We start from the raw sequence: 12,926 nt of genomic DNA on the forward strand, positions 1-12,926 counted from the left end.
CACCGGCAGACCCCGGATAGATCCGCGCGGGCCACTGCTCAGACTGCGACGTACGCCCGAGCGACGCCGGACCCTCGCTCGTCGCAGCCTCTCTCCGTCCACCCGCTCGAAAGATGCGCAGGCGGTGATCCCCCTTCGATGGTCCACCACGGCCCCGGCGAAGGGCGCACCGGTGACCACTGTCCAGAGCCACCACGGGTCTCCCCGTAGCCACCGGCCAGACCGGTCATCGCCCAGACACCGAGCTGGGCGAGGGGTTCATCAGGCGTCCACAGCACGAAGGCGCCGCCTCCCGCGGCGAGCAGGCCGGCCGGTGCGGCCACCACTGGCAGGCCGACCAGCAGGCCCCCTCGCGTCTTGGCCGCAGGCAGGCGCGCCTTCCGCCGCAGCGGAAGGCGCGCCTGTTCCTCCGGTGATCATCCGATCCCGTTTTGCCAACCAGTCAACTGCCCACTCGCCCGTCCGAGCGCGCCCGAGCTCCGCGCGCGCTCGGACGGGCGAGTTCAGCGTTTCCGAAGCCTGAGTCCCGCAGCTCCCGCGGGCCATGCCGCGAACCCCGCGCCCGGACGCGGAGTTCGCGGTGCCCAGCGCAGAACTCACGAGCCGAGCCAGTCCTCGACCGCTTGCGCCGTTGTCGCGGAGCTGTCTTCGACCAGGCTGAAGTGGTCGCCGGGGACCACCGCGGTGGTGTCGGCGCGGCTCCACGCCGTCCGCCAGGCCTCCGAGTCCCCCGCGTCGGCTCCGGTCTCGCCCGCGCTGAACCGGTCCTCCGGCCGCACCAGCAGGCTCGGCGCCGCGATCTCCGGGACGACGACCTCGGGGATGATGTCCAGGTACCGGGCGAGCGCGGTGAGCTTGGTCCGGTCGTACGGCCCATACCGCGACTCGTTTTCGAGCAGCCCCGAGACCAGGCCGAGGGTGGCCTTGTCCCGCTCCTCCTGATCGCTGCGCTGCATGTCCTCGCCACCGGCGGCGTAGGTGTCCAGCAGGACGACCGCGGCCGGGCCGGTGCCCGACTCCTCCAGCCGGCCCGCGATGGCGTGCGCGAAGATCCCGGCCGAGGAATAGCCCAGCAACGCGAAAGGCTCGTCGCCGACGGCCTTGCGGATGCTCTCGGTGAGCACGTCCACGATGGCCTCGGCCGATTCGGGCAGCCGCTCGCCCGCCAGGAACCCCGGCATCGGCAACGCGGACAGCGTGCGCACGCCCCGGAAATGCGCGGCGAACCGCGCGTACTGGTACGCGCCGCCCATCGCCGCCGGGGTGGACAGGCAGAACAGGTGCGGCTGCCGCGCTCCCTCGGCCATCCGGACCGGCACCGGCAACTGCCCGATATCGGCCGCCGACCGGAACGCCGGGCGCAACCTGGCCGCCGCGCTCAGCAGGCCGATCCCTTCCTCCGTCTGTCCCGAGTGGACGGCCTCGGTGAACAACTGCTTCAGCCCGTCGGAAGCCGGGTCCTCCGGCGAGGCGTCGGAGGCCTGGTCCAGTTCGGCCAGCAGATGACGGGTCAGCGCCAGCGGGTTCTGGTGATCGAAGATGACCGTCGGGGGCACGTCCAGCCCGGTGGCCTCGGTGAGGCTGTTACGCAGTCCCACCGCGGTCACCGAGTCGAAGCCCGATTCGAGGAAGTGACGGTTCGGGTCGACCGCGTCGGGGTCCGCGTAGCCGAGCACCGCCGCGGTGTGCTCGAGCACGAGCCGCAGGAGGATCTTCTCCCGCTGGGCCGGGTTCTGCGCGGCCAGCCGCTCGCGCAGCACGTCCGGGTCGGCCGCGACGGCCGGGCTCGCCGTGCGTCGCGCCGGCGCCGGCGCCGATCCAGCTGGTCCAGCTGGTCCGGCCTTGGTGGTTTCCACAGGCACGCCAACGGTTTCCCGCACCTCGGCGATGGGACGCACCGTCACGGCATCGATCGAGGCCACCGGCTTGCCCGCCTGATCGGCCAGCGTCACCGCGACCGAGTCCTCGCCGGCCGGGGTCATCCGCACGCGCAGCTTCGACGCCGCGGTGGCGTGCAGTTCGACCCCCGTCCAGGCGACCGGGAGACCCGGCTCTCCGCCAGTGCGCAGGCCGAACGCCTGCACCGCGGCGTCCAGCGCGGCCGGGTGCAGGCCGAACTGGTCGGCCTGCCCGCTCGCCTCCTGACCGAGGCTCACCTCGGCGAACACCTCGTCACCCCGGCGCCAGGCCGTGCGCAGGCCCTGGAACGCGGGGCCGTAGCCGAGCCCCGCGTCGGCCAGCGCCTCGTACCGGCCGTTCACCGGCACCGATTCGGCTTCGGCCGGCGGCCACTCTTCGAGTCCTTCCGGCTTGACCTTTCCGCCGCCGACCAGCAACCCGGTCGCGTGCCGGGTCCACGCGGCGATCGGGTCGTCCGGGCGCGAATACACCGTCAGCGCCCTGGCCCCGGCCTCGTCACGCACGCCGACCACGGCCTGCACCTGCACCTTTCCGCGCTCCGGCAGCACGAGCGGCGCGTGCACGGTCAGTTCCTCGACCCGGGAGCAGCCCGCTTCGTCGCCGGCGCGGATGGCGATCTCGACAAAAGCCGCGCCGGGCAACAGAACCTCGCCGCCCACGGTGTGCTCGCCCAGCCAGGGGTGAGTGCCGATGGAGAGCCGGCCGCTGAGCACGATGCCGTCCGAGTCCGCCAGCCACATCGCCGCGCCGACGAGCGGGTGCCCGGTCGATTCGAGCCCGGTGGTGGCCAGGTCGCCGCTCGCCCTGATGGCCTCCATGTCCAGGTCCGGCCAGTACCGCTTGCGGTGGAACGCGTAGGGCGGCAACGGCACCCGCCGCGCCTCCCGTCCGGCGAACAGCCGCGTGCCGTCGAGGCCGAGACCGTCCACATGCAACTGTGCGGCCGCCCGCAGCACCGCGGTGGTCTCGGCGCGATCGCCGGGCAGCACGGGCAGTTCGGTGACATCCTCGCCCGGTCCGGTCAGGCAGGACCGCACCTGGCCCGCGAGCCCACCGCCGGGGCCGAGATCCACGAACCGGTTCACCCCCGCCGTCTCGAGGTTACGGACCGCGTCGAGGAAGCGGACCGGCCGCCGCAGGGTGGCCGCCCAGTGCTCGGGCTCGGACAGCTCGTCCCCGGCCAGTGCGCCGGTGACCGTGGAGACCATCGGAACGCGCGGGGCACCGTACGACAACTCCGCGGCGATCTCGGCCAGTTCCTCCAGAACCTCGTCCATCCGCGGCGAATGCGCGGCCTGCAGCGCCGGCAGCCGCCGGGTCTCGCGTCCCCGTTCCGCCCAGTGGGCGGCGATCTCCAGCACCGGCTTCTCGTCGCCGGAAAGAACGACGGAGTCCGGCCCGTTGACCTCGGCGACCGCGACCCTTGCGGTCAGCAGCGGGCGGACCTCCTCCTCGCTCGCCGCGACCGCGACCATCACGCCGCCCGTCATCTCCTCCAGCAGCTGCGCGCGGGTCGCGACCAGTTTGACCGCGTCCGGCAGCGACAGCACCCCGGCCACGTGCGCGGCCGCCACCTCGCCGCCGGAATGGCCGAGCACGTAGTCCGGCCGCTGCCCCCAGAACTCGAGCAGCCGGAACAGGGCGACCTGCACGGTGAACTGCGCCGCGTGCGTGAACGTCGCCCGTTCGAGCAGCTGCGCGTTGACCGAGCGCTCCTCGGCGAACAGCACGTCCGGCAGCGGCCGGTCCAGGTACGCCCCGAACTTCTCGCTCACCTCGGTGAATTCCCGGGCGAACGCGGGGAAGGCCGCGCAGAGGTCCTTTCCGCTACCGGGGCGGACGGCGGCGTGGCCGGAGAACAGGAACGCCGTCTTCGCGCCCGCCCGGACCCGGCCGCGCAGCACCGTGGCGGAGGGCTCGTCCCTCGCCAGCGCGGCGAGCCCCGCGAGCAGCTCCTGCCGGTCCTCGCCGACCACGGCCGCGCGGTGCGAAGCCGGGGCCCGGAAGGTGGCCAGCGAGTACGCGAGAGCCTGCGGGTCGGGTTCTCCACCGGTGCTCAGCTGGGACAGCAACCGCTGTGCCTGCAGCGGCAAGGCTTCCCGGCTGCGCGCGGACAGCAGCAACGGCAGCAACCCGTCGTGCTCGGGCGTGGCGGGCTCCGCCTTCTCCTGCTCCTGTGCGGGCGCCTGCTCGATGATCACGTGCGCATTGGTCCCGCTGTACCCGAACGAAGAGACACCGGCGCGCCGCGGACGTCCGGGGTCCGGCCACGCGATGGTCTCCGCCAGCAGCCGGACCTGCCCGGCCGACCAGTCGACCTGCTCGGTCGGGTTATCCGCGTACCGCGTCATCGGCAGCTGCTCGTGCCGCAGCGCCATCACCATCTTGATGATGCCGGCGACCCCGGAGGCGGCCTGGCTGTGCCCGATGTTCGACTTGACCGAGCCCAGCCACAGCGGCCGGTCCGCCGGCCGGTCCTGCCCGTAGACGGACAGCAGTGCGCGCGCCTCGATCGGGTCGCCCAGGGTCGAGCCGGTCGCGGACGCCTCCACCACGTCCACATCGGACGGTTTCAGCCCGGCGAGCGCGAGGGACCTGCGGATCACGCGTTCCTGTGAGGGGCCGCTCGGCGCGGTCAGCCCGTTGGACGCGCCGTCCTGGCCCACCGCGCTCGACCGGATCACCGCGAGCACCTCGCGGCCGTCGCGCAGGGCGTCCGAAAGCCTCGCGACCACGAGGACACCGACGCCTTCGGACCAGCCGATCCCGTCCGCGGCCGCGGAGAACGACTTGGACCGGCCGTCGGCGGCGGTGCCACCGGCATCGAAGTGGGCGAACGGGCTCGGCGAGGTGAGCGCCGAAACGCCACCGATCAGCGCGAGCGCGCAGTCGCCCTGGTTCAGCGCCTGGCTCGCCGAGTGCAGGGCCACCAAGGAGGACGAGCAGGCCGTGTCGATCGAGACCGACGGCCCCTCCAGGCCGAGCGCGTAGGACACCCGGCCGGACACCACGCTGCCGAGCACACCGGTGCTGCGGAACAGGCCGTTGGTCTCCATGTCGCCGGCCGGCCCGGGGTCGAAGTCCGACTTCATCACCCCGGCGAACACCCCGGTGTCGCTGCCCTTGAGCGAAACCGGGTCGATGCCGGCCCGCTCCAGCGCCTCCCAGCAGGTCTCCATCAGCATCCGCTGCTGCGGTTCGATCATCGCCGCCTCGTTGGGGCTGATCCCGAAGAAGGCCGCGTCGAAGTCGGTGAGGTCGTGCACGAACCCGCCCTGCGGCTGCCGCCCGCTCGACTCGACCAGGCCGAGCCAGTAGTCCATGTCCCAGGAACGGTTGACGGGGAAGGGAGAGATCCCATCACCGCCGGAGGCCGCGAGCTGCCACAGCTCCTCCGGCGAGCCGACCTCCCCCGGGTACCGGCAGGCCATCCCGATGATCGCGATCGGCTCGTCACCGGCCACGGTCCTCAGCGCGACCGTCTCCGGCTTGGCATTCAGCTCGCCGAGCAGCGCCTGGTACAGGTGCTCGGCCAGCTCCGCCGCGGTCGGGAAGTCGAACACCAGGGTGGGCGGCAGGGTCAGCCCGGTGGCCGCGCCGAGCTGGTTGCGCAGCTCGACGGCCAGCAGTGAGGTGAAGCCGAGATCGTTGAAGGCGCGGTCGACATCGATGAGCTCAGCCGAGTCCTGGCCGAGCACCGCGGCGATATTGGCGAGGACGACCCCACGCACGGCCTTGAGCCGCTCGGTGGCCGGGAGCGCGAGCAGCTTGCCCCGCAAGGAGTTCGGGTCGGCCTCGGCGCCGGCCGGCACGGCGGTCTCCGGTGCGCTGGCGGCCCGCCGCGCGAGCGGCTCCGGCTCCCGGCGCGACGCGGCAACATTGGAAGAGGCGGTGTTCGAAGACGCGGTGTTCGAAGACGCGGCGCCGCGGGCCGCGGTCAGCTGCTCCTCGGAGACCTGACGCAGCTTCAGCGATTCAACCGAGGCGACCGGGTTTCCCGCCACGTCGGCGAGTTCCAGCGAGACGACGTCCGAACCCGTGCGCCGCAACCGCACCCGCACCGCCGCGGCACCCGAGGCGAACAGCTCCACACCGGACCAGGCGTACGGGAACGACACGCCGTCACCGTCACTGGCGAGCCCGATCGCGTGCAGTGCCGCGTCGAGCACCGCAGGGTGCAGCCCGAAGCCCGCCGCGTCCCTTCTTGCCCGTTCGGGCAGGCTCACTTCGGCGAAGATCTCGTCCGCACCACGCCAGGCGCTCCGCAAGCCACGGAACACCGGCCCGTAGTCCAGCCCGAGCTCCGCCATTTCCTCGTACATTCCCGTCAGTTCCACCGGCTCGGCCTCGGCGGGTGGCCAGGAGGCCGGCGCGAACGAAGGCGCGCCGTTCGCGTCGGCCAGCACGCCACCGGCATGCCGGGTCCACGTCCCTTCACCGGTCAGGTCGTCGGTACGCGAGCTGATCGCGAACGAGCGCGCCCCGGATTCGTCCGGGGCGTCGACACTCACCTGGATCCGGACGCCACCCGCCGCGGGCAGCGCCAGCGGCGCGTGCAGGGTCAGCTCCCGCAGCCGGGAGCAGTCCACCCGGTCCCCCGCCCGGATCGCGAGTTCCACGAAAGCCGTGCCGGGAAAGAGAATCTGGCCGCCCACGGCGTGGTCGGCCAGCCAGGGATGGGTTCCGACGGAGACGCGCCCGGACAGCACGACGCCCTCGGAATCCGCGAGCACGGTGGCCGCACCCAGCAGCGGGTGATCCACCGGTTCCAGGCCGAGGGAGACCGGGTCGCCGTAGATCGGGGCCGACTGCAGCCAGTACCACTTCCGCTGGAAGGCGTACGTGGGCAGTTCGGCCGAACGCGCGCCACGGCCGGCGAAGTAGGCCGGCCAGTCCGGCGAGATTCCTTGCGTGTGCAGCTTTCCGAGCATGGTGGTCACGGTTTCCGCGGGCCGGTCCTCGCTCAGCGCGGACACCACGAGGGCGTTCCCGGTCAGGCTTTCCCGCGCGCCCGCCGGGCCGAACTCGACGAACCGGTTCACGCCCTGGGCTTCCAGGTAACGGACCCCGTCCGCGAAGCGCGCCTTCGCGCCGAGCCGCCGAACCCAGTACGCCGGCGAGCGCAGCTCCTCCTCGGTCGCCAGCTCGCCGCCGCCACCCGGCAGCACCGGAATCTGCGGCGCCGTGTAACTCACCCGCTCGGCGATCTTCCGGACCGCGTCGGGCTCAGCGCCGGTTGCCGCCACCAGGGCGGCCGCGTCCGGCAGCGACAACACCCCGGAAACGTGGGCGGCGCTCAGCTCGCCGGCCCCGTGCCCGGTGACGAAGTCCGGGGTGATCCCCCACGATTCCAGCAGCCGGAACAACGCCACCTCGATGGCGAACACGGTGCCGTTCTCGCCGTCGCCGTGCTCGGCCAGCGCCGCGCGGGCTTCCGCGTACGCAGTGGCGAACGCGGGGAACGCGGCGCTCAGCTCCTGTCCGAGGTCGCTGCGCGCGTTGCCGGAGAACAGGAATGCCGTCGACGTCTCACCGCGGGCCACCCCGTGCACGACCTCGGCCGAGGACTCGCCCGCGGCCACGTCGTCCAGGCCGCGCAGCAGTTCCTCGCGGCCGGTCCCGGTGACCACGGCCCGGTACGGGAACGCAGACCTGCCGGTGGCCAGTGAGTAGCCGATGTCGAGTGGGCCGAGATCGGGATTACCGCGAACATGCTCCAGCAGCCGTGCGGCCTGCGCGCGCAGCGACTCGGGGCTCCGGCCGGACAGCGCCCACGGGATCGGGCCACTCGCGGGAATTTCCCGCTCTGAAGACACCTCCGCGGCCTCGGGAGCCTCCTCCAGGATCACGTGCACATTGGTGCCGCTCATGCCGAAGCCCGACACCGCGGCCCGGCGGGGCCGGTCATCGCGCGGCCAGGCCACCGGTTCGCGGAGCAGCTCGACGCCGCCGGAGGCCCAGTCCACCCGGTGGTTCGGCTCGTCCACGTGCAGTGTCTTGGGCTGGAGGTCGTTGCGCAGCGCGAGCACGACCTTGAGCAGCGAGGCGACGCCCGCGGCGGCCTGGGTGTGCCCGAGGTTCGACTTGATCGAGCCGAGCCGCAGCGGCCGTCCCTCCGGCCGCTCCTGCCCGTAGGTGGCCAGCAATGCCTGCGCCTCGACCGAATCGCCGAGCGGTGTCGCCGTGCCGTGCGCCTCCACGAGGTCGATCTGGTCGCTCGACACCTGGGCATTGGCCAGCGCCTGGCGGATCACCCGCTGCTGGGCCGGGCCCCTCGGCGACATCATCCCGTTCGAGGCGCCGTTCTGGTTGACCGCGCTGCCGCGGACGACCGCGAACACCGGGTGGCCGTTGCGGCGCGCGTCCGAAAGCCGTTCCAGCAGCAGCATCCCGGCGCCCTCGGACCAGCCGATACCGTCCGCGGACTCGGCGAACGACCGGCACCGGCCGTCGACGGACAGGGTGTCGTCGACGCTGAACTCGGCGAAGGTCTGCGGGGAGGCCATCACCGTCACCCCGCCGGACAGCGCGAGCGAGCACTCGCCCTGGCGCAGGGCCTGCACCGCCATGTGCAGGGTCACCAGCGAGGACGAGCACGCGGTGTCCACGGTGACCGTGGGCCCTTCGAGGCCGAACGCGTAGGCGAGCCGGCCGGACACCACCGCGGAGGAACCGTAATGGCCCGGGTAGTTGTGGTACATCACCCCGGTGAACACCCCGACCGGGCTGCCCTTCACCGAGGCCGGCGGGATCCCGGCCCGCTCGAAGGACTCCCAGGTGGTCTCCAGCAGCAGGCGCTGCTGCGGGTCCATCGTGACCGCCTCGCGCTCGCTGAACCCGAAGAACCCGGCATCGAACTCAGGAGCCTGGTACAGGAAACCGCCGTGCCGGGTGCGGCTGGCGCCCGGCCGTTCGCCGCTCGGATCGTAGAGCCGGTCGGTGTCCCAGCCACGGTCAGCAGGGAATTCTCCGACGACGTCGGCGCCGTCGGCCAGCAGCCGCCACAGCTCCTCCGGCGTGCTCACGCCGCCCGGAAACCGGCAGGCCATGCCGACGATGGCGATCGGCTCGTGGCCGGCCTCGCTGAGCTTCTTGTTCTGCGCGCGAAGACGCTCGGTCTCCTTCAGAGACGTACGGAGGGCGTGAACCAGCTTGTCGTCGGACTTGTTCATTCAGACCTTCTCCTGAGTCACATGGTCTTTGGCATCGGCCGGGCCAAGGGCTCGTGAGTGTTCATGACGGTTCTAACCGTCATAAACACTCACGAGCTTTTAGCTTCGGGGGTTTTCGGCGAAGGCCAGTTCGGCGGCCAGCGCGGCGCGCCCGGCGACGCCGAGCTTGCGGTACACGCGGGTCAGGTGCTGTTCCACCGTGCTCACCGTGATGTACAGCGTCTCCGCGATCTGCCGGTTCGTGTGCCCCTCCGCCGCGAGCTCGGCGACCCGCAGCTCGGCCTCGCTCAGCGCCGACGACGCCGACGCCGAAGCCGGCTCCGGGCGCGCGAGCGCGGGCCGGGACGCGGCCGGCAGCCCCGCCGTCGGCCGGGGCGGCCGCGACCGGCCGTCGTGGCGCGGCACGTGGACCGGCTTCACCAGGCCCGCGGAGCGTTCCGCGCGCTGGCCCAGCTGGTTGAGCGTGCGCTGGGTTTTCGCCAGCTCCAGCCGGTCGCCGGAATCCTTGAAGGCCTCGGCCGCCCTGGTCAGCAGGCCGGGGCGCGCCGCGGCGTCGCCGGCCAGCGCCAGCACCCGCAGGGCGGAGCCACGCGAATAGGCGTCGGTCGGTGCGGCGCACGCGAGCTGCTGCCGGGCCAGCTCGACGGCCAGCGTCGGGTTGCCCAGCCGCAGGTTGGCCTCCGCGAGATCGGTGCGCCACGGCACGATCGTCGGCAGTTCGAGGTTCCAGTCGCGCAGTATCCGCTGGCACTGCTGGAAGTCGCTGACCGCGGCGAGTCCCCGGTTGGTCGCCAGGTGGAAGTGACCGCGTGCCCGCAAGTACCGGACGCCGCCCAGGGTCGTCAGCGCCGCCTCCGGCAGCGGGTGCCGCAGCACCGCCGCCGCCTCCTTGAACGCCCCGGCCACGGTGTGCGCGCTCAGCAGCGTCGCCAGCGGGTAGCAGATCGCGACGCCCCAGTTCGGCGCGTCCAGCATGGCCAGCGCCTCCTTCGCCCGCTCCGCCGCGCCCGCGACGTCGCCCTGGCGCAGCACCAGGCTCGCACCGATCGCGTCGAGCATCGCCTTCCACGTCACCGCGCCGCGGTACTCGGCCTCCTCCCTGAGCGAGGTGCACCAGCCCTCGGCGCGGTCGCCCTTGTTGTCGTGGGCCAGCGCGAGGATGGCGGTGGCCAGCGCCTCGAGCGAGGTGTCCGACAGCCGGCAGTTCTGCAGGATCCGTTCCGCGCACGCCGAGGTCGTTTCGGTGCCGCCGGTCTGCCACACCTCGGCCAGTGAGTTCGCCGTGCGCAGCCAGGGATCGCTCGTTTCGGCCGAAGCCGCCGAGACGCCGTAGTGCCAGTGCCCGGCCAGGCTGAACTCGGCGGCGGTGCGCGGGTCGAGCGGCTCGATGTCGTCTCCGAGCGCCGCGAACGCACGCTCGAACGTGTCCCGCTCGCCGAACCACAGTGACTGCCGGGCGAGCGCGGTCCGGTCGGTCTGGTCCAGCGAGTCACCGGCATCGCGCAGCGACTGCAGGTGCGGCGCGGCGGCGGCCGGGTTCACCCGCCAGGTGATCTTGGCGAGCAGCTGCGAGATCATCTGCTGCTCCCACTGCGCCGTCGACACCGACGCGGCGAGCTTCAGGCAGCGCGTGGCGAAGTCGATGTCGTCCGCGAGCATCACCTCTTCCGCCGCCGCCACCAGCACCGGCAGTGCCCACTCGGCGTTCGCCTCACCCGCGGCCACGAGATGCCGGGCGACGTCGGCGGAGGGAGACCCGCGCGAGTGCTTCACGCCGGCGGCCAGCGCGTGCAACCGCACCTTCTCGGACCCGCGCAGCCCACCCACCACGGCGGCCGCGGCCGGCGGCTGCCGGAACCGGACACCCGCGATCAGGCCCGTGTCGGCGAGCCGGCCGGCAGAAGTCTCGGCGTCGAGCGGATCCACGCCGGCGACGAGGGCCACCGCGTCGGTGGTGACGTCGGTGTCCAGCACCGCGATCGCCGTCGCCACCTCGCGCAGCGGTGAGCCGTAGTGATGCAGAAGCCGTTGCACGGCGTCGGAGTACGCCGAGCCGGTGTCCGCGCTGCCGCGGTGGGCGTCGACCAATGCGTTGACCAGCAACGGGTTTCCGCCGCTGAGCTCGTGGATCTGCTCGGGCAGCCCGTCGCGCTCCCCCTCCGCCACCAGCTCCGCGATGGCCCGCACGGAAAGCGGCGTCAGCTGTACGTGCAGGTGCGGCTGCGACGCGAACGGCTGCCCACCGCCCCCGTACCACGAGTCGGCGTGGTTGAGCACCAGCAGCAGGCCCGCCGACCGCGTCCGGCGCTGCAGGCGAAGGAGGAGCCGGGCGGAGATTTCGTCCACGTGGTGGAGGTCGTCGACGACCACGAGGACCGCGCGCTCTCGGGCCAGCCGGTGCACCGCGCTGCACAGCCCGGCGATCCAGTCGTCGGTGCCGTCGACCACGAAGCTCTCGGTCAGCGTCCTCGGCAGCGCGGGGCTCGCCAGCAGCTGGTCGATCACGCCGCCGGCCACGTCCCGCTCGTCGGCGGCACCGGTCGCGGTGAGGGTGAGGATGCCCAGTTCCCTGGCACTCGCCACCACCTGGTTCTGCAACTGCGTCTTGCCGCTGGCCGGTCCTCCACCGACCAGTACGGTCTCCCCGGCGCCGGCCTCACATCCGATCAGCAAGGCCTCGATGAAAACCAAGGCCTCCTGCGGGTCGTTTCGGCGGTTCTGCCCCCAGATCGCGCCCATCGCAAGCTCCTCGAAGAAGGCGGTTCGCTTCCTGCCCTATCGACATTCGCAGCACGCCCCTAAGTGCAGCCAACCGCAATCTAAAGTCACCCGAAGGGGCGACTTGACTACACACGGTCGCTGCGTGCTAGGGGTTGCCGGTCCCGTGAACGGACCGGAGACTTCCTGAACTGTGACTGCCCTGAACGAGAAATCGAGCCGGTGGATCCGGCGATTCCACGCGGCCGACGACGCCGCGGTGCGACTGGTGTGCCTGCCGCACGCAGGCGGGTCGGCGACCGCTTACTTCCCGTTCTCGCGGGCGGCCGCCGAGGCCGGGCTGGACGCCGATGTCATCGCCGTGCAGTACCCGGGCCGGCAGGACCGGCGGGGAGAGCGGTGTTTCGACGAACTCGCCGCGATGGCCGACGTCATCACCGAAGACCTCGGCCAGTGGTCCGACCGGCCGGTGGCGCTGTTCGGCCACAGCATGGGCGCGACGCTCGGATACGAGGTCGCGCTCCGGCTCCAGGCCCGGGGCGCGCGGCCGCTGGGCCTGTTCGCCTCCGCGTGCCCGGCGCCGTCCGTGCCGCGGACCGAGTACGTCCACCAGCTCGACGACGACGGTTTGATCGCCGCCCTCAAGGAGATCAGCGGCACCGACAGCGCCGTCTTCGGCGATGACGAGCTGCTGCGCATGGTGCTGCCCGCCATCCGCGGGGACTACACCGCCGTCGAGACCTACCGCCACGAGTCCGGGCGCGAGCTGGACTGCCCGATCCACGTGCTGCTGGGCGCGGACGATCCCGTCGTCGACCTCGCCGAGGCCGGTGCCTGGCGGGCCCGCACCACCGGCGGCTGTGCCGTGGAGGTGCTGGAAGGCGGCCACTTCTACCTGAACGCCCAGCTCGACGGCGTGCTGACCACCGTCGCCGCCCGCCTGCGGGACTGGCGCGAAGAGGCGCTCGCTCCCGCAACCCCTGAACCTGGGCGGGTAGTGGGGGAGTAAACCCCAGCTCGCGCTCAGGTGCCGCCCCCATGGTGTGAGGGGCCCGGGTCCGCGAAACTGGATACATCAAGGAAACAGACCGGACCCACCGCCCTCGGAGGTAGCCA

2 protein-coding genes and 1 pseudogene are annotated in these 12,926 nt (G+C 72.3%); 1 reads left to right on the forward strand and 2 read right to left on the reverse strand.

Going from position 1 to position 12,926, the window contains the following annotated elements:
* Positions 1 to 596: 596 nt before the first annotated feature.
* Positions 597 to 9,077 (reverse strand): annotated as a pseudogene (locus tag OG943_RS26755) (beta-ketoacyl synthase N-terminal-like domain-containing protein); the annotation flags it as partial.
* A gap of 114 nt (positions 9,078 to 9,191) precedes the next feature.
* Complete coding sequence (locus OG943_RS26760) at positions 9,192 to 11,831, reverse strand: helix-turn-helix transcriptional regulator (RefSeq protein WP_328603676.1); 2,640 nt, start codon at positions 11,829 to 11,831, stop codon at positions 9,192 to 9,194.
* 172 nt (positions 11,832 to 12,003) lie between these two features.
* Here OG943_RS26760 and OG943_RS26765 point away from each other — a divergent pair, with 172 nt between their 5' ends.
* Positions 12,004 to 12,819 (forward strand): thioesterase II family protein, encoded by an 816-nt coding sequence (locus tag OG943_RS26765; RefSeq protein WP_328603677.1) that lies wholly within the window; start codon positions 12,004 to 12,006, stop codon positions 12,817 to 12,819.
* Positions 12,820 to 12,926: the final 107 nt, after the last annotated feature.

It is taken from the genome of Amycolatopsis sp. NBC_00345 (assembly GCF_036116635.1).
Lineage (GTDB): Bacteria > Actinomycetota > Actinomycetes > Mycobacteriales > Pseudonocardiaceae > Amycolatopsis.

Coding starts and splice junctions, on each gene's coding strand:
- OG943_RS26760 (WP_328603676.1), bottom strand. CDS start 11,831: ATGGGCGCGATCTGGGGGCAGAACCGCCGAAACGACCCGCAGGAGGCC.